This is a genomic window from Actinophytocola sp. NPDC049390, from assembly GCF_044466355.1.
GTDB lineage: Bacteria > Actinomycetota > Actinomycetes > Mycobacteriales > Pseudonocardiaceae > Actinophytocola.
Genome location: NZ_JBITMQ010000008.1, coordinates 326,965 through 343,559, shown reverse-complemented (window position 1 = coordinate 343,559; position 16,595 = coordinate 326,965). Strand labels below are relative to the sequence as shown.

The following is a 16,595-nucleotide window of genomic DNA, read 5'->3' as shown; positions in this document are numbered from 1 at the left end:
CCTCGCCGTTTCCGTCAGTGCCGTACCGTAACGTGGTTCGAGGGGGCCGGAGGCCAGCCGCTCACCCCAAATTCAGCGTTTGTTGAAAAAATCCCCGACCTGCCGCATCATGTTCTCGTGACCGAGAAGACGACCGGGGTGCGGCGACGTGGGCGACGACCGGGCGGCACCGACACGCGCGAGGCCCTCGTCAACGCCGCCCGCGAGGTGTTCATCGAGCTGGGCTACGACGGCGCGACAGTGCGGGCCATCGCCGCACGCGCCGGAGTGGACGCGGCCATGGTCAACCACTGGTTCGGCGGCAAGGAGGGCCTCTTCGGCGAGGCGGTGCTCAAGCTGCCGTTCAACCCGCAGGAGATCGTCGAGATCCTGATCGCGGCCCCGGCGGACGACGTCGGTCAGACGATCGTGCGCACCTTCCTCACCAGGTGGGACGCGACCGGGGGTGGCGTGTTCACGGCGCTCATCCGCAGCGTCGCCAGCCACGAGGAGGCCGCCTCCATGCTGCGCGACTTCTTCTTCAAGCACGTCTTCAAGCTGGTCATCGGCAAGTTCGCGCCGGACGACAACGACTTCCGGGCCACCCTGATCGCCACCCAGCTCGTCGGGCTGGGCATGATCCGCTACGTCGCCCGCTTCGAGCCGCTCGCCTCGGCCGACATCGACCGGATCGCCGCGGCCATCGCACCCACGCTCCAGCGGTACGTCACCGGGGAGATCACCTGACCCGCCCGCGCGGCCGGGCCATCGGCGGCTAGAGCAGGCGGTCCTCGTCGAAGCAGGTCGCGGCACCCGTGTGGCAGGCCGCACCCTGCTGGTCGACGACCAGCAGCACCGTGTCGCCGTCGCAGTCCAGGCGCACCTCGTGCACACGCTGCGTGTGGCCGGACGTCTCCCCCTTCACCCACAGCTTGCCCCGGCTGCGCGAGAAGTAGGTGGCGCGCCTGGTCTCCAGCGTCAGCGCCAGCGCCTCGTCGTCCATCCACGCGACCATCAGCACCTCGCCGGTGCCCCGGCGCTGCGCCACCGCGCACACGAGGCCGTCGGCGTTGCGCTTCAGCCGGGCCGCGATCGTCGGGTCCAGCGTGGTCATCGGACCACGACCTCCGCCCGCCGCAGCGCGTCCTTGACCTCGCCGACGCGCAACTGTCCGAAGTGGAAGACACTGGCGGCGAGCACCGCGTCCGCGCCCGCCTCGACCGCCGGCGCGAAGTGGGCGACGTCACCCGCGCCACCCGACGCGATCAGCGGCACGTCCACCTCCGACCGCACCTTCCTGATCAGCTCCAGGTCGAAGCCGGCCTTGGTGCCGTCGGCGTCCATGGAGTTCAGCAGGATCTCCCCCACTCCGAGCGCCTGCCCCCTGGCGGCCCACTCGACGGCGTCGATGCCCGTGCCCGTGCGCCCGCCGTGCGTGGTCACCTCGAACCCGGACGGGGTGCCCGGCGCGCGGCGCGCGTCGACCGACAGCACGATGCACTGCGCCCCGAACCGTTGCGACGCCTCGGAAAGCAGCTCCGGCCGCAGAATCGCGGCGGTGTTGATCGAGACCTTGTCGGCCCCCGCCCGCAGCAGGCGGTCCACATCGGACACCTCGCGCACGCCGCCGCCGACAGTGAGCGGGATGAACACCTGCTCGGCGGTGCGCCGCACCACGTCGAAGGTCGTCTCGCGGTCCGAAGAGGACGCGGTGACGTCGAGGAACGTCAGCTCGTCCGCACCCTCCGCGTCGTAGGCGCGCGCCAGCTCCACCGGGTCGCCCGCGTCGACCAGGTTCGTGAAGTTGACACCCTTGACGACGCGCCCGGCGTCGACGTCCAGACACGGGATGACCCGAACCGCTACTGCCATGCCATCGAGGATACTGACGGCACCGAACGCAAAAGGAGCCAACGTGGCAGGCCGCCGTCCCGGGCAGACGCAGACGCGCGAGGACATCCTCGTCGCCGCGCGCAACCAGTTCGGCCAGCACGGCTACAACGGCGCCACAATCCGTGGCATCGCCGCCGAGGCCGGCGTCAACCCCGCCCTCGTGCACCACTTCTTCGGCTCGAAGGAGCAGGTGTTCGTGGCGGCGCTGAACGTGCCGATCAACCCGTCGACGCTCGCGGATCTGATCACGCAGGGGCCGCGTGACCAGATCGGCGAGCGGATCGTCCGCCTGTTCCTCGGCCTGTGGTCGTCGCCCGAGACCAGCCAGACGTTCCTTGCCCTCGTCCGGTCGGTGGCGGGCAACGAACAGATCGCGTCGCTGATGCGCCAGTTCCTCGAGCACACGGTCGTCGGTCCGGTGTCGAAGGCCCTCGAGCTGCCGCGACTGCGGATCACCGGGGCCGCGGCGCAAGCGTTCGGCCTGGCCATGGCCCGTTACGTGATCCGGGTCGAGCCGCTCGCGTCGGCCACCGACGACGAGGTCGTCGAGCTCGTCGCGCCCGTGTTGCAGTACTACTTCGCTCCTTGACCGATACCGACCTCCGTCTCGTGTTGACGCGCGTCGCTCAACGCGCGCAGAATTAAACGCATGGCTAATTCCACCGCGGTGGTCGTCGAGAACCTCCGCGTGCGACGGGGCGCGCGAACGGTCCTCCACGACCTCAGTTTCGAAGTCCCGCGCGGCTCCGTGACCGGACTGCTCGGCCCCAGCGGCTGCGGCAAGACGACCCTCATGCGCGCGATCGTCGGCGTGCAGATCGTGGAGTCCGGCACGGTCACCGTGCTCGGCCACCCAGCCGGCAGTAGGCAACTACGCGACAAGATCGGCTACGCCACGCAGAACCCGTCCGTCTACGCCGACCTGACGGTCAGCGAGGCGCTGCGGTACTTCGCGGCGGTCCTGCGCGCACCTGACGGTGACGTGGCCCGCGTGATCGACGAGGTGGGGCTCGGCACCCACGCCGACCACGTCGTCGGCCAGCTGTCCGGCGGCCAACTCACCCGCGCGAGCCTGGCGGTGGCACTGCTGGGCAAGCCCGAGTTGCTCGTGCTGGACGAGCCGACCGTCGGTCTCGACCCCGTTCTGCGCGAAGACCTGTGGGCCCTGTTCCACAGGCTCGCCGACGAGGGCGTGACCCTGCTCGTGTCCAGCCACGTGATGGACGAAGCCGCCCGCTGCCAGCGCCTGCTGCTGATGCGCGAAGGCCGGATCCTGGCCGACGACACTCCGGCGGCGCTGCGCACGAGCACCGGCGCGGACGACCTCGAGCAAGCGTTCCTCAGCCTCGTACGCCGGCAGGAGACACCCGCATGAACGTCACTTTCGCGCTGGCCACCGCGCGCCGCATCCTCACGCAACTGCGCCACGACCGCCGCACGGTCGCGATGATGGTCCTGGTTCCCTCGTTGCTGATGATCCTCCTTCGTTACGTGTTCAACACGGAGATGGCGTTCAGCGCGGCCGCACCCGCCCTGCTCGCCGTCTTCCCGTTCGCGATCATGTTCATCGTCACCTCGATCACCACCCTGCGAGAGCGCACGAGCACGACGCTCGAACGCCTGATGACGATGCCGATCGGAAAGTTCGACCTGCTGCTCGGCTACGCCATCGCGTTCGGCCTCGTCGCGGTGGTCCAGGTGGCGGTCGCGACCGCGATCTCCTTGACCTGGCTGGGTTTGGAGATCGACGGCTCGGTGTTGCTGCTCCTGCTCATCGCCATGCTCGACGCGCTGCTCGGGACCGCGCTCGGGTTGTTCGTGAGCGCGTTCGCCCGCACCGAGTTCCAGGCGGTGCAGTTCATGCCACTGATCGTGATGCCCCAGATCCTCCTCTGCGGGTTGTTCGCACCGAGGGAAACGATGACCCCGGTGCTGGAATGGCTGTCGAACGTGATGCCTCTATCGTATGCCGTCGAAGCCCTCGAATCAGTCACACGTTCGAATGAACTCGGCGGGACTTTCGCCCGCGATCTTGTAATCGTCGCAGGTAGCGGCGTTCTGGCGTTGATACTGGGCGCCGCGACCCTTCGCCGCCGCACCCCGTGACCGGTACCCTCGAACCATGACAGCGCTCCCCGACTGGATGGTCCGATCCGGCGAAGGCTTAACGGTGGCCGACTACGAGGCATTGCCTGAAGAAGTCTGCCGCCAGATCGAGATCGTCGACGGAGCCGTTGTCGTGAGTCCAAGCCCACGAAGGGCACATCAGCACATAGCCCACAACCTGGTCACCGCTTTGAAGGAGACGGCGGGGCCTGGGTACACGGCCGTCGGAGACGTGGATCTACGGCTGCGGGATGTGCCGCTGCTCAACCGACGGCCTGATGTGGTGGTCTACGACGCTGCGCTGCCGGACGACGAGCCCCTTCGCCCCGAGCACTGCCTGCTCGTCATCGAGATCATGTCCGAAGGGTCGGTGACGACGGACCAGATCGACAAGCCGGGAGAGTACGCGGCGTCGGGAATCCAACACTTCTGGCGTGTCGAGTACGACGACCAGGTCATCAGTGTCTTCCGCTACCAGCTGGATCCGACCACCCGGACGTACGGCTTGGCAGGCCTGGACAAGGGGAAGCTCGTGATCGCCGACCCCGTCGAACTGGAGCTGGACCTGGAGACGCTGCGCTGAGAGCTGTCACAGTTACCCGGAAGTAGAGTTTCCGGTATGTCTGATGTCGAGCGGCTCGGTCGCGGTTCCTACCTGCTGGTCACCACGTTCCGGAAGGACGGGACGCCGGTGCCCACGCCGGTGTGGGTGGGCCGGGACGGGGACGAGCTGATCGTCTGGACACAGACCACCGCGGGCAAGGTGAAGCGGGTCCGGAACAACCCGACGGTCGAGGTCGCGGCCTGTGACCTGCGGGGCAAGCAGCGCGGGGAGACCGTCAAGGGCACGGCCCGGATCCTCGATGCGGAAGGCACGGAGCGCGGGCGGCGGGTGCTCAGGAAGAAGTACGGCATCGCGGGCCACGTGGTCATCGGGTCCAGCAAGGCCTTCCGTGGCCGCGAAGGCACCGTGTGCCTCGCGATCACGCTCGACTGACCGCCGCCAGGGCCTCTTCCAGCGTGAACGCGCCCGAGTACAGCGCCTTCCCGACGATCGCGCCCTCCACCGGCAGCGACGCGAGCGCCAGCAGGTCCGCGATGCTCGACACGCCACCCGACGCCACGACCGGCGCCTTCGCCCGCTCGCAGACCTCGGCGAGCAGCTCCGTGTTCGGGCCCTGCAGCATGCCGTCCCGGCCCACGTCGGTGACCACGTAGCGGGCACAGCCGTCGGCCTCGAGGCGTTCGAGGACGGCCCACAGGTCGCCGCCGTCCTCGGTCCAGCCCTTCGTCTTCACGCGCCAGACGCCGTCGTCGTCGGCGCGGACGTCCAGGCCCACCGCGATCTTCTCGCCGTGCTCGGCGATGACCTCCGCGCACCACTTCGGGTTGGTGATGGCGGCCGTGCCGAGGTTCACGCGAGCGCAGCCGGTGCCGAGGGCGGCGGCCAGCGACGCGTCGTCGCGGATGCCGCCGGTCAGCTCCACCTTCACGTCGAGCCCGGCCACGATGTCGGCGAGGCGCGCGCGGTTGTCTCCCGTGCCGAACGCGGCGTCCAGGTCGACGAGGTGGATCCACTCCGCGCCGGCGTCCTGCCACGCCTTCGCCGCGTCGAACGGGTCGCCGTACGCGGTCTCGGTGCCGGAGCGGCCCTGGACGAGGCGCACGGCCTGGCCATCGCGGACATCGACCGCGGGGAAGAGCGTGAACGTCACCGCCAGAGACTAGCTAAAGGCTCTTCAGCCAGTTGGTCAGCAGGTGCGCACCCGCGTCACCGGACTTCTCCGGGTGGAACTGCGTCGCCGACAGCGGGCCGTTCTCGGCGGCGGCCACGAAGTCGCCGCCGTGCGTCGCCCACGTCACCTTGGGGGCGGCCATCGGCCCATCCGCCACGAGCTCCCAGTTCCGCACCGCGTACGAGTGCACGAAGTAGAAGCGGGTGTCGGCGTCGAGGCCGTCGAACAGCACCGAGTCCTGCGGCGCGCGCACGGTGTTCCAGCCCATGTGCGGCACGATCTCGGCCTCGAGGCGGTCGACCGTGCCCGGCCACTGCCCGCAGCCCTCGGTCTGCACGCCGTGCTCGATACCCTGCTCGAACAGGATCTGCATGCCGACGCACACGCCGAGCACCGGGCGGCCGCCCGCCAGGCGCTGGCCGATGATGCGGTCACCGGCGACCGAGCGCAGGCCCGCCATGCACGCGGCGAACGCCCCGACGCCCGGCACCACCAGCCCGTCGCACTCCAGCGCGGCATGGCGGTCGCTCGTCACCTCGACGTCCGCCCCGACCCGGCGCAGCGCGCGCTCGGCCGACCTCAGGTTGCCTGATCCGTAGTCCAGTACGACGACTCGTGCCACGTCACCAGGTTACGGGGTGCGCTCGCTGACCACGTTGGACGTTTCCCCGTAGCGATAGGCACGCACCCGATAGGTGTCGGCGCCGTCCCCGATCAGGCCGACGTAGTTGACCTCCGCGTCGACCACGAACGCGACCTCGAACCGGTCGCCGACCTGGTGCTCCACGAGGTAGCCCATCTCGTCGGACGCGTTGTCCGTCCAGGTCAGACGTAGTCCGTCGGCGCCGACGGACTCGACGAGGAGGTTCGTCGGGGTGCCGCCGGGCCTCGGCGCCGCCCGGTCGTCCGGCACCGTGCGTGGCACGAGCCAGTCCTCGCCTTCGACACGATCCGTGGCCGGGACCACCGTCACGGAGTCGGATGCGGGTCCCTCGATCGGGCGGACGCGGTAGTGGAACGTGGTCGCCGGCATCAGGTCGGGGTGTTCGTACGTGGTCTGTGCCCGTGGCACGAAGCCGAGGATCGTGTACGGCCCACCCGGTTCGGTGGCGAACTCGACGACGACGTCACCCCCGTGTCCCTCCCAGGCGAGGGTGACGTCGTCGCCGGTGATCGACGCGGACAACCGGATGCCCGCGTCCTTCGCCCCGGCTGACGAACAGGCCGACGCGAGCACCACGAGGCAGAGCGCCGCTCTACTTGCGCCAGAAGCGAATGCCACTCCACACCACCGAGATCGGTCCGGCGCCGCTGTTCGTGCGGTACGCGCCGAACTTGTCGTAGAAGCCGCCGGTCCCGCTCGAGACCGTGTGCTTGCGCGAGCCGTTGATATAGGTCCGATGTGTGCCGCCCACCTCGTGGACCGTGTTGACCCGGACCGTGGTGCCGACGGTCGCACCCGTGGCGAGCGTCGTGCCGCCGTGCACCGCGTAGAGGCGACCGCCGCGCTCCACCGCGAGCATGAAGTACGGCCCGCTGCCGGTCTCGTGGAAGGTCTGCTTGAGGCTGATCCTGGTGCCGGTCTGGCTGGTGATGCGGAAGTAGCCCTCGAACTGCCGCGAGCCGCCGGCGTAGGTGGCGTAGCGGCGCTCGGCACGCTGGTCACCGCTCGCGGTCGAGCAGGTCAGCGTGAAGGTGAGGGCGCTGACGTCGCCGCAGCCGCGCTCCTGGACGGAGAAGCCCGGCGAGTAGGAGGTCCACCCGCCGGGCTCGACCTCGGCGGTGGCGGCCGGTGCCGAGGCGAGCGTGAGCGCGGCGGCGGTGACGCCCGCCAGCAGTTGACGTTTCATGGTGTACCCCGATCAGGAAGGCAGGTTAACCAATCGTGGTCACTCGGCCACGGTACGGGAAACACGCTTCTTGGTCTAGACCACAATCATCGGAGGAATTCACGAACTGTCTTCGCGATCCCCGCCACATCGAGGCCGTGGAGGACGTCGTGTTCCTCGGCCGTGCCGTACGCGCGGACCTCGCGGTCGCGGCGGACGCCGACGGCGCGGAGCCGGTGCGCGACGTCGTCGAACGCGGCGGCCACCTCATGCGCGGAGGTGCCCGCCAGGTACGGCTCGACGAGCACGATGTCGGTGTGCCCGGCGGCCCGCAGACCGCGGTGGTCGAACGGGCGGATCGTCGACGCGTACAGGACGGTGACGTCCTGCCCCTCCGTCGCGGCGAGGACGTTGTCGAGGGTGGGGCCGACGGCGAGCACGGTGCCGCGGCGCCCCTCGCGCACCACGGTGAACCGGCCGGTCGCGGGGTGCGCGGTCGTGTTCTCCCGGCTCGAAAGCCGCAGGTAGACCCGGCCGTCACCGGCGAGCGCGGCGGGCAGGAGCGCGGCGACCTCGTCCGGGTGGCCGGGCACGTGCACCGTCCAGCCCGGCAGCGTGTCGAGCAGCGCGACGTCGCCCGGTGCCTGGTGGGTGCGGCCCCAGGCCGGGTCGTCGTACGAACCGCCGATGCTCACGAGGACGGCGCCGACGTCCTGGTGACCGAGGTCGAGCTTGATCTGCTCGAACGGGCGCTCGACGAGGAACGGCGTGTAGCTGTGCACGACCGGGCGCATCCCGGTGAGCGCCAGTCCTCCGGCGACGCCCACCATGGCCTGCTCGCGGATGCCGACGTTGAGCACGCGGTGCGGGTGCCGGGTGCGAGCGGTGTCGAAGGCGTCACGGGAGATGTCGGCGGTCACGACGGCGAGGCGCGGATCGTGGTCGAGTGCGGTGCGCACGGTGTCCACAAAGGTCTGTCGCATGGTTCATGCCTTCCCGATCGTTGCCACGACGGCGTTCGGGACGTCGTGACGGGCGTTGAGCGCGGCGTACAGCTGGTCGTGGTCGCGGCCATCCACTGTGGACGTGTGCCAGCCTTCGACGGCGAATCGGCGCGCGATGCCGCCTGGCCAGCCGTGGCTCGCGGAGCCGTTGTCGACCGCGATGGCGGTGAGGTTGGCGAGGTTCATGCGGCCCGCGAGCGCGATGGCCTCGTGGTTGCTGCCCTCGTCGAACTCGCCGTCGCCGACGAGGACGAACACCCTCGGCGTGGTCAGGTTCTGCGCGCGCAGGCCGAGCGCGGTGCCGACGGCGAGGCCGAGCCCGTGCCCGAGTGAGCCGCTGCCGATCTCGGCGCCGGGCACGAGCACGCGGTCGGGGTGCTGGCCGAGTGGGGAGGTGAAGGACGTCCAGTCGTCGAGGACGGCCGGGTCGAGGAAGCCCTTGGCGGCGAGGACGGCGTAGAACGCCATCGGGCCGTGCCCCTTCGAGAGGAGGAAGCGGTCGCGGGCGGGGTGGTCCACGGTGTCCGGCGAGATGTTCAGCACGCGGTCGTAGAGCACCCATAGCACGTCCAATGTGGACGCGGCAGCCCATTCGTGCTTCTCGTCACCGGTCATCCGCCGGAACAGGGCGGCGAGATCGAGTGTCGTCGTCATGTACCGAGGATGCGACTTCGAGTGCGGTGGAGGTCAAGGCCGACGACCTCGACCTAGGTGGAGGTCCACGGTAGTGTGAATCTTGTGCCGAAACTGCCCGACCACCTGACGATCGGCGAGGTCTCGCGGCGTAGTGGTGTGCCGCACACCGCGCTGCGGTTCTACGAGGAGCGCGGACTCATCGCGTCCGAGCGCACCGCGGGCAACCAGCGGAAATACTCGCGGGCGGTGCTCAGGCGACTCGCGTTCATCCGGACCGCGCAGCGGGTGGGGCTGAGCCTGGAGGAGATCCGCGACGCGCTCGGCACGCTGCCCGAGGGCCGCACGCCGACGAAGGCCGACTGGGCGCGGTTGTCGCACGTGTGGCGGGGTGAGCTGGACGCGCGGATCGACGCGATGCAGCGGCTGCGGGACCGGTTGACCGCGTGCATCGGGTGCGGCTGCCTGTCGCTGAAGTCGTGCCACCTGATCAACAAGGATGATCTGCTGGCGGCGTACGGGCCTGGGGCGCCCCGGCTGAAGGCGGCCACCGAGGGCGGGATCTGAGGGGTCGGCCTCCGGCCCCCGATCACCAGCGTAGAGCCTGGCACCGACGGTTTCAGGCCGGACGGTCCTCGCCTGTGGACAACTCGCGCCACTCGCGGACGACGTCCGCCACGTCCAGCGGGCCCAGGCGCAGCGGCGGGCCCACCTGCGGCTGTCGGTGCACGTCCACGATGCGTTTGTTGAGGTCGGCCACGATGTCGCGGACTTCCTGCTCCTTGCGAACCTTCCGCAGTCGGTCCGGCAGCGCGGCGACCTCCTTCGGCAGCGCCAGCGACGGTGGCAGCAACACGGAGGTGTCGTGGTTCTCCTCGCGGAGTTTCTCCGCCACCCACTCGAGGGCGCCGCCCCTCCGCTTCGGCAGGGGTTTGCCCATCCCCGGGAGGTTGTCCATCTCGCCGCGTTCCTGGGCCATGCGGATCTGCCGGTCGACCCAGTGTTCGACCGGCATGCCCTTCGGTTTCCTGTCGGTCATGTTTTCATAGTACAGCGGTACGATGATCGAGTGCCGAAACGTGTCGACCACGACGTCCGCAGGCGGGAGATGGCCGCCGCGCTGGTGCGGTGTGCGCGGACGCGAGGGCTGGGCCAGTGCGGGTTCCGCGAGGTGGCGGCGGAGGCCGGGGTGTCGGTCAACCTCGTGCAGTACTACTTCCCCACCAAGGAAGCCCTGCTGCTCGGCGGGCTCGTGTACCTGCGCGGGCTGATCGGCGCGCGGTTCGACGACCTGCCGTCCGAGCCCCGGGCGCGGGTGCGCGGGCTGCTGGAGTCGGTGCTGCCGACCGACGAGGCGAGCACCGACCTGTACCGGGTGCACGCGGCCTACGCGGCGCTCGCGTTCACCGACCCGGCGCTCGCCGCGCAGCCGCACGCCGCCGGGCCCGACGAGTTGCTACCGGTGCTGTCCGACCTGCTCACCGCGCTGGCGGTGCCGGAGCCGGCGGTGACGGCGACCGCGCTGCTCGCGTTGTGCACCGGGCTCAGCGCGTACCTGACCTCGGGGTTCCTCACCGCGGCCGACGCGCTCCGGGTGTTGCACGCGGAGCTGGACCGGGTGTGCTAGGAGTTCATCCAGACGACGGCGCCGCCGATGGCGAGCACGGCGCACACGCCGAGGATCATCGCGAGGCCCTTCGCGGTCTTGTACGTCGAGTAGACACCGCCGACGAGGAACCCGGCGACCGCGAGCAGGATGATGACGATGACTTCCTTGGACACGCGGACGAGCGTAGTTCACGTGCGGATCGGTCGACGCGCTAGAGGGTGCCCTTGGTGCTCGGGATGCCCTGCTGCCGGGGGTCGGACTCGGACGCCGCCCGCAGTGCCCGCGCGACCGCCTTGTACTGCGCCTCGGTGATGTGGTGCGGGTCGCGGCCGTGGATCACCCGTACGTGGAGCGCGATCCGGGCGTGGAAGGCCAGCGACTCGAACACGTGCCGGTTGAGCACGGTCGGGTAGTTGTTGCCGACCACGAAGCCGGTCATCATCTCCGGCTCGCCGGTCAGGACGCAGTACGGGCGACCGGACACGTCGACCGCGGCGTGGGCGAGGCACTCGTCCATGGGGATCCACGCGTCGCCGAAGCGGCGGATGCCGCGCTTGTCGCCCAGCGCCTTGCCGATCGCCTCGCCGAGCACGATCGCCACGTCCTCGACGGTGTGGTGCGCGTCGATCTCCACGTCGCCCTTGGCGTTGACGGTCAGGTCGAACATGCCGTGGGCGCCGAACGCGGTCAGCATGTGGTCGTAGAACGGGACGCCGGTGGACACGTCCACCTTGCCCGCACCGTCGAGGTCGATCTCCACGACCACCGACGACTCCTTGGTGGTCCGCTCGACGCGGCCGATCCGGTTCACCTGATCTCCTTGCTCGCGGCCAGGAACGCGTCGTTCTCCGCCGGGGTGCCGATGGTCACCCGCAGGTGACCGGGGATGCCCACGTCGCGGATGAGCACCCCGTGGTCCAGGTACGCCCGCCACGTCGCGGGCGCGTCGTCGAACTGTCCGAAGAGGACGAAGTTGGCGTCGCTCGGCACGACCTGGAAACCCAGGCCCCGCAACGACTCCACGACCCGGTCGCGTTCGGACGCCAGCTTGTGCACCGACGCGAGGGTCTCGTCGGCGTGGCGCAACGCGGCCCTGGCGGCGGCCTGCGTGACGACCGACAGGTGGTAGGGCAGCCGCACCAGCAGCAACGCGTCGACCATCGCGGGCGCGGCCGCGAGGTAGCCGAGGCGGCCGCCCGCGAACGCGAACGCCTTGCTCATCGTGCGGGACACGATCAGCTTCGCCGGGTACTCGGCCAGCAGCGTGACCGCGCTGGGCTGCGACGAGAACTCCGCGTACGCCTCGTCCACCACGATCAGCCCTGGCGCGGCCTCGATCAGCGCACGCAGCTCAGCCAGCGGGATGGAACCGCCGGTCGGGTTGTTCGGGCTGGTCACGAACGCGATGTGCGGCTTGCGCGCGGCCAGCACCTCGGCCGCCGCGGCCGTGTCCAGCGTGAAGTCCGCGCGGCGCGGGGTCGGCGCCCACTCCGTGCGGGTGCCCGCGGCGATGATCGGGTGCATCGAGTACGACGGCTCGAACCCCAGCGCCGTGCGGCCGGGGCCGCCGAACGCCTGCAGGATCTGCTGCAGCACCTCGTTGGAACCGTTGGCGGCCCACAGGTTCGCGGTGCGCAGCTGCACACCGGTGGCCGTGGACAGGTACGCGGCCAGGTCGGTGCGCAGCGCGACCGCGTCACGGTCGGGGTAGCGGTGCAGGTTCGCCGCCACCTCCGCGACCGCCTGCGTCACGTCCGCGACCAGCGCGGGCGGCGGCGGGTACGGGTTCTCGTTGGTGTTGAGCCGGAACTCGACGTCCAGCTGCGGCGCCCCGTACGGGGACCTGCCGCGCAGGTCGTCGCGCAGCGGCAGGTCCGCGAGCGAGACGTCGTCGCCGATCAAGACTCACCGCCGAAACGCGCGGTGACGGCCTGGCCGTGTGCGGGCAGGTCCTCGGCGTTGGCGAGCGCGACCACCTTGTCCGCCACCGACTTCAGGGCCTCGGCCGAGTAGTCGACGACGTGGATGCCGCGCAGGAACGTCTGCACCGACAGGCCCGACGAGTGCCGTGCGCAGCCGCCGGTGGGCAGCACGTGGTTCGACCCGGCGCAGTAGTCGCCGAGCGAGACCGGGCTGTGCGCGCCGACGAACACCGCGCCCGCGGCTCGGACCCGCGCGGCGACGGCGGACGCGTCGGCGGTCTGGATCTCCAGGTGCTCGGCGGCGTAGGCGTCCACGACGGACAGTCCGGCGTCCACGTCGGACACCAGGACGCAGCCCGACTGCGGGCCCTGCAGTGCGGTGGTGATCCGGTCGGTGTGCTTGGTGGCCTTGACCTGCCGGGCCAGCTCGGCGTCGACGGCGTCGGCCAGCTCCGGCGACGACGTGACCAGCACGCTCGCGGCGAGGGTGTCGTGCTCGGCCTGGCTGATCAGGTCGGCGGCGACGTGCACCGGGTCGGCGGTGTCGTCGGCGAGGATCGCGATCTCGGTCGGGCCCGCCTCGGAGTCGATCCCGATCATGCCGCGGAGCAGGCGCTTCGCGGCGGTCAGGTAGACGTTGCCTGGGCCGGTGACCATGTCGACCGGCTCCAGCGGCGTGCCGTCGGTGTCGGTGCCGCCGTAGGCCAGCAGCGCGACCGCCTGCGCTCCCCCGACGGCCCACACCTCGGTCACCCCGAGCAACTCGGCGGCGGCGAGGATCGTCGGGTGCGGGAGGCCACCGAACTCGGCCTGCGGCGGTGAGCACACGACCAGTGACTCGACGCCCGCGGTCTGGGCGGGCACCACGTTCATGACCACACTGGACGGGTAGACCGCGAGGCCGCCGGGTGCGTACAGGCCGACGCGGCGGACCGGCACCCAGCGCTCGGTGACCGTGCCACCGGGCACGACCTGGGTCGTCACGTCGGTGCGGACCTGGTCGGCGTGCACGAGCCGGGCGCGGTCGATCGACTCCTCGAGCGCCTCACGGACGGCGGCGGGCAGGAACGCCAGCCCGGACGTCAGCTCGCGGGCGGGGACGCGGACGGCCGCCGGCCGCACCCCGTCGAAGCGCTCGGACAGCTCCAGCACGGCCTCGACACCGCGTTCGCGCACGTCGTCGACCAGGGGACGGACCTGATGCAGCACCGCGTCCACGTCCACCTCGGCGCGCGGCAGGAGCGTGCGCAGCTCGGCCGGGGACGGGACTCGACCACGCAGGTCGGTGCGGCTCAGCATCGGGTTCCTCTCGTTTCGTCTGGCACCAGCCTAAGCGGTCGGTGGTGCGCCCGATCGGCCCACTACCTTCGTCGGGTGATGCGATCCTGACGCACCGTTCCCGACCAATGACGGGTTGTCGCCGCGTGGTCGCCGCCGGAGGCTCGGGCGATCACAACAACAGCCTTCGGGGAGGCGACATGCTCACCACACGTCGGGTGCTCGGGGCGAGCGCCGGCGTCACGGCGGCCGTCCTGGTGCTCGTCACCGGCTGGCAGGCCGGTGCTGCCGAGGAACCGGTGCCGGACCAGGGGCTCTACCAGGTGCGGGGCGCGGACACCGCGGGCGAACGGGCCGACGTCACCCGCACGGGCGTCGACGTGCTCGGTGTTCGCGACGGCGCCATGGAGGTCGTGGCGAGCCCGTCCCAGGCATCGGCACTGCGCGCGCAGGGACTCTCCCTGTCGCTGGAGGGCGACTGGGCGGCGCTGCTCGACCAGCGTGGCGGCGGCGTCTCGGCCCGGGCCGCCGACTTCCCCGCCGGTGACGAGGGGTACCACACGTACGACGAGATGGTGGCCGCGCTGCAGGCGGCCGCGTCGGCGCACCCGGACATCACGGCGGTGTCGAGCATCGGCTCCTCGTACGAGGGCCGCGACATCCCGGTGATCAAGATCAGCGACAACGCGGCGACCGACGAGGACGAGCCCGAGGTGCTGTTCACGTGCAACATGCACGCACGCGAGCACCTGACCACGGAGATGTGCCTGCACATCGTGGACCGCTTCACGTCCGGCTACGGGTCGGACGCCGGGGTCACCGGTTCGGTGGACGCGAAGGAGATCTGGGTCGTCCCGTCGCAGAACCCGGACGGCGCCGAGTTCGACATCGCGGGTGGCGAGTACGCGGGCTGGCGCAAGAACCGCCAGCCCAACGACGACGGCTCGGTCGGGACAGACCAGAACCGGAACTTCTCGTACAACTGGGGCTGCTGCGACGGTTCGTCGACCTCACCGTCCGCGGAGGACTACCGGGGCCCGTCGGCGGCGTCGGCACCCGAGGTGCGGGCCGTTCAGGACTTCGTGGACTCCCGGGTCGTCGGCGGTGCGCAACAGATCAAGGCGCACATCGACTTCCACACGTTCTCCGAGCTGGTGCTGTGGCCGTTCGGGTTCACCTACGACACGGTGACCGAGGGCATGACGCAGGAGGAGTACGACCGCTTCAGGTCGGTCGGCGAGGAGATGGCGGCGTCGAACGGGTACACGCCGGACCAGTCGTCCGGGCTGTACATCACGGACGGTGACATCAACGACTGGATGTGGGGACAGCACAAGGTGCTCTCGTACTGCTTCGAGATGTACCCGTCGGGCGGCGGCATCGACGGTTTCTACCCGCCGGACGAGGACATCGTCCCGCAGACGACCCGCAACGACGGCGCGGTCGACACCCTGCTGTCGAACGCGACCTGACCAGGGGTTTCGTGGTGGCCCGGCGGCTGCGTCGCCGGGCCACCGTCATGCCTCGGCCTCCGCCCGCTGCTCAAGGACGAACTCGGTGACCGCGTCGGAGAAGCGCGCCATCAACGCATGATCGAAGTCCAGCACCAGGGGGACCGCCAGGACGACGTCCGTTCCGGCTTCGGCGCGTTCGACCAAGGTGTCACCCTCGCGCACGAGTTCGGTCACGAGACCCCTGATGCGTTCGATCGGCTCATTCGCCATTCTCGCCTGCAAGTCGAGCATCTCCCGGAACGCCGACGAGACGGCCGAAGTCGCCCTGAGATCAGCCGCGTGATCCAGGAACTCCTCGTACAGGCCGACCAGCCGCCGGGCGAGATGCCTGATCCGGTCGGGGTCTCCGGCTCCCCCTTCGCGGCCGAACGCGGCGTCCTGGGCTTGTGCACTGAGTATCCGGTCGAACCCGTCGACGAGGCTGAGCAGGACACCCAGATTCCGCTCGATCAGCTCCACCGCGTCCGCGGGCCGGACGAACCTGCCGTTCCGCACCGCGTACCCGATCTGGTGGTCGCGGTACTTGTCCTCGAGGGCGTCCAAGCCCTGTTTCAGCAGCCCGAACCAGAGCAGGTACTCCCAGGCTGTCGGGCGTTCCCTGAGCACGACGGCGAACTCGGCCTCCGTGCGCGGCACGCGCCCGTTGAACCGTGGCGCGGCGGCCACGCGCGCGACGCCGAGCCTGTCCAGCGTGGTGTCGACGATGCCTCCGGCACCGACATCCCTGGCGTCGAGATACCCGGTCGTCACGTGGAGACCTGGCAGTTCCGTGTCGTCCAACCGCACGGGGAGGATGTAGGCCGAGTCCTGCTGAATGGCCCGGCTCTGGGCACTCTCACGTTCGTGACGGGTCCACATCTTGTCGCGGTAGTGGCGCGACACGAACATGATCACGAAGCGGGCACGCAACCGGTACACCGTCTGCAGGTAGTCGACCAGGTTCTCGCCCCACATCTCGGCGGTGAAGTCCTGGTCGTAGAACACGCTGACCCCGCGCGTCTTCAGGCCCTCGACGACCTCCGCGACCAGCGCGCGGTCCTCGCCCGCGAAGGAGACCGCCACATCGAAGTCGAACTCGTACGGCACGCGGTC

Annotated in this window: 23 protein-coding genes; 9 read left to right on the top strand and 14 right to left on the bottom strand. The window is 70.1% G+C overall.

Annotated features, from left to right (window positions below; genetic code table 11):
* Window positions 1-117: 117 nt before the first annotated feature.
* The gene (locus ACIBVP_RS24160) at window positions 118-726 is read left to right on the top strand and encodes a TetR family transcriptional regulator (protein WP_396108529.1); all 609 of its coding nucleotides are present in this window, start codon (window positions 118-120) and stop codon (window positions 724-726) included.
* 28 nt (window positions 727-754) lie between these two features.
* Here ACIBVP_RS24160 and hisI read toward each other — a convergent pair whose 3' ends face one another.
* Together hisI and hisF are read right to left on the bottom strand one after the other, a co-directional pair.
* Complete coding sequence (gene hisI, locus ACIBVP_RS24155; RefSeq protein ID WP_396108528.1) at window positions 755-1,093, bottom strand: phosphoribosyl-AMP cyclohydrolase; 339 nt, start codon at window positions 1,091-1,093, stop codon at window positions 755-757.
* Window positions 1,090-1,851 carry an imidazole glycerol phosphate synthase subunit HisF gene (hisF, locus tag ACIBVP_RS24150; protein ID WP_396108527.1) on the bottom strand — a complete coding sequence of 254 codons (762 nt, stop codon included), beginning with the start codon at window positions 1,849-1,851 and terminating at the stop codon, window positions 1,090-1,092. The genes hisI and hisF overlap by 4 nt, the downstream gene beginning before the upstream one ends.
* A 43-nt stretch (window positions 1,852-1,894) precedes the next feature.
* On the opposite strand from hisF, the gene ACIBVP_RS24145 reads away from it, so the two are divergent.
* The 5 genes from ACIBVP_RS24145 to ACIBVP_RS24125 are packed head-to-tail and all read left to right on the top strand — an operon-like array spanning window position 1,895 to window position 4,975.
* Window positions 1,895-2,461 carry a TetR family transcriptional regulator gene (locus tag ACIBVP_RS24145; protein ID WP_396108526.1) on the top strand — a complete coding sequence of 189 codons (567 nt, stop codon included), beginning with the start codon at window positions 1,895-1,897 and terminating at the stop codon, window positions 2,459-2,461.
* Between the two features lie 60 nt (window positions 2,462-2,521).
* A complete protein-coding gene (locus ACIBVP_RS24140; RefSeq protein WP_396108525.1) occupies window positions 2,522-3,247 on the top strand; it encodes an ABC transporter ATP-binding protein in 726 nt (241 codons plus the stop codon).
* Complete coding sequence (locus ACIBVP_RS24135; protein ID WP_396108524.1) at window positions 3,244-3,978, top strand: ABC transporter permease; 735 nt, start codon at window positions 3,244-3,246, stop codon at window positions 3,976-3,978. The genes ACIBVP_RS24140 and ACIBVP_RS24135 overlap by 4 nt, the downstream gene beginning before the upstream one ends.
* A gap of 16 nt (window positions 3,979-3,994) precedes the next feature.
* A complete protein-coding gene (locus ACIBVP_RS24130; RefSeq protein WP_396108523.1) occupies window positions 3,995-4,561 on the top strand; it encodes a Uma2 family endonuclease in 567 nt (188 codons plus the stop codon).
* 36 nt (window positions 4,562-4,597) lie between these two features.
* Window positions 4,598-4,975, top strand: a complete 378-nt coding sequence (locus ACIBVP_RS24125; protein ID WP_396108522.1) for a PPOX class F420-dependent oxidoreductase — start codon at window positions 4,598-4,600, stop codon at window positions 4,973-4,975.
* Here the strand turns inward: ACIBVP_RS24125 and priA are convergent.
* The 6 genes from priA to ACIBVP_RS24095 form a co-directional block, all read right to left on the bottom strand.
* Window positions 4,962-5,693 (bottom strand): bifunctional 1-(5-phosphoribosyl)-5-((5-phosphoribosylamino)methylideneamino)imidazole-4-carboxamide isomerase/phosphoribosylanthranilate isomerase PriA, encoded by a 732-nt coding sequence (gene priA / locus ACIBVP_RS24120; RefSeq protein WP_396108521.1) that lies wholly within the window; start codon window positions 5,691-5,693, stop codon window positions 4,962-4,964. The two genes, ACIBVP_RS24125 and priA, sit on opposite strands and share 14 nt — an antisense overlap.
* A gap of 13 nt (window positions 5,694-5,706) precedes the next feature.
* Window positions 5,707-6,336, bottom strand: coding sequence for an imidazole glycerol phosphate synthase subunit HisH (gene hisH / locus ACIBVP_RS24115; RefSeq protein WP_396108520.1), 630 nt, complete (start codon window positions 6,334-6,336; stop codon window positions 5,707-5,709).
* A gap of 9 nt (window positions 6,337-6,345) precedes the next feature.
* Window positions 6,346-6,954: a fibronectin type III domain-containing protein gene (locus tag ACIBVP_RS24110; protein WP_396108518.1), complete on the bottom strand. Its 609-nt coding sequence runs from the start codon at window positions 6,952-6,954 to the stop codon at window positions 6,346-6,348.
* Between the two features lie 16 nt (window positions 6,955-6,970).
* Entirely contained in the window at window positions 6,971-7,564 is a 594-nt protein-coding gene (locus ACIBVP_RS24105) for a hypothetical protein (protein ID WP_396108517.1), read from the bottom strand.
* An 86-nt stretch (window positions 7,565-7,650) separates the two neighbouring features.
* Window positions 7,651-8,526, bottom strand: a complete 876-nt coding sequence (locus tag ACIBVP_RS24100; protein WP_396108516.1) for a transketolase family protein — start codon at window positions 8,524-8,526, stop codon at window positions 7,651-7,653.
* 3 nt (window positions 8,527-8,529) lie between these two features.
* Window positions 8,530-9,201, bottom strand: a complete 672-nt coding sequence (locus ACIBVP_RS24095; protein ID WP_396108515.1) for a thiamine pyrophosphate-dependent enzyme — start codon at window positions 9,199-9,201, stop codon at window positions 8,530-8,532.
* Between the two features lie 84 nt (window positions 9,202-9,285).
* Here ACIBVP_RS24095 and soxR point away from each other — a divergent pair, with 84 nt between their 5' ends.
* Complete coding sequence (gene soxR / locus ACIBVP_RS24090) at window positions 9,286-9,747, top strand: redox-sensitive transcriptional activator SoxR (protein ID WP_396108514.1); 462 nt, start codon at window positions 9,286-9,288, stop codon at window positions 9,745-9,747.
* Between the two features lie 52 nt (window positions 9,748-9,799).
* Here the strand turns inward: soxR and ACIBVP_RS24085 are convergent, their stop codons facing one another.
* Window positions 9,800-10,219: a DUF1992 domain-containing protein gene (locus ACIBVP_RS24085; protein WP_396108513.1), complete on the bottom strand. Its 420-nt coding sequence runs from the start codon at window positions 10,217-10,219 to the stop codon at window positions 9,800-9,802.
* Window positions 10,220-10,249: 30 nt separating this feature from the next.
* Here ACIBVP_RS24085 and ACIBVP_RS24080 point away from each other — a divergent pair, with 30 nt between their 5' ends.
* Entirely contained in the window at window positions 10,250-10,807 is a 558-nt protein-coding gene (locus ACIBVP_RS24080; RefSeq protein WP_396108512.1) for a TetR/AcrR family transcriptional regulator, read from the top strand.
* On the opposite strand, the gene ACIBVP_RS24075 is transcribed toward ACIBVP_RS24080, so the two are convergent.
* From ACIBVP_RS24075 to hisD, 4 genes are read right to left on the bottom strand one after another with little or no spacing between them, the layout of a single operon-like run.
* Window positions 10,804-10,962, bottom strand: a complete 159-nt coding sequence (locus tag ACIBVP_RS24075) for a hypothetical protein (RefSeq protein ID WP_396108511.1) — start codon at window positions 10,960-10,962, stop codon at window positions 10,804-10,806. The genes ACIBVP_RS24080 and ACIBVP_RS24075 overlap by 4 nt on opposite strands.
* A 38-nt stretch (window positions 10,963-11,000) precedes the next feature.
* Window positions 11,001-11,600, bottom strand: coding sequence for an imidazoleglycerol-phosphate dehydratase HisB (hisB, locus tag ACIBVP_RS24070; protein ID WP_396108510.1), 600 nt, complete (start codon window positions 11,598-11,600; stop codon window positions 11,001-11,003).
* On the bottom strand, window positions 11,597-12,691 hold the full coding sequence (locus ACIBVP_RS24065; protein WP_396108509.1) for a histidinol-phosphate transaminase: 1,095 nt from the start codon (window positions 12,689-12,691) through the stop codon (window positions 11,597-11,599). The genes hisB and ACIBVP_RS24065 overlap by 4 nt, the downstream gene beginning before the upstream one ends.
* Window positions 12,688-14,010 (bottom strand): histidinol dehydrogenase, encoded by a 1,323-nt coding sequence (gene hisD, locus ACIBVP_RS24060; RefSeq protein ID WP_396108508.1) that lies wholly within the window; start codon window positions 14,008-14,010, stop codon window positions 12,688-12,690. Before hisD ends, ACIBVP_RS24065 begins: the two co-directional genes overlap by 4 nt.
* A gap of 179 nt (window positions 14,011-14,189) precedes the next feature.
* Here hisD and ACIBVP_RS24055 point away from each other — a divergent pair, with 179 nt between their 5' ends.
* Window positions 14,190-15,461: a M14 family metallopeptidase gene (locus ACIBVP_RS24055; RefSeq protein ID WP_396108507.1), complete on the top strand. Its 1,272-nt coding sequence runs from the start codon at window positions 14,190-14,192 to the stop codon at window positions 15,459-15,461.
* 45 nt (window positions 15,462-15,506) lie between these two features.
* On the opposite strand, the gene ACIBVP_RS24050 is transcribed toward ACIBVP_RS24055, so the two are convergent.
* Window positions 15,507-16,589, bottom strand: a complete 1,083-nt coding sequence (locus ACIBVP_RS24050) for a TIR domain-containing protein (RefSeq protein WP_396108506.1) — start codon at window positions 16,587-16,589, stop codon at window positions 15,507-15,509.
* Between the last annotated feature and the right edge of the window lie 6 nt (window positions 16,590-16,595).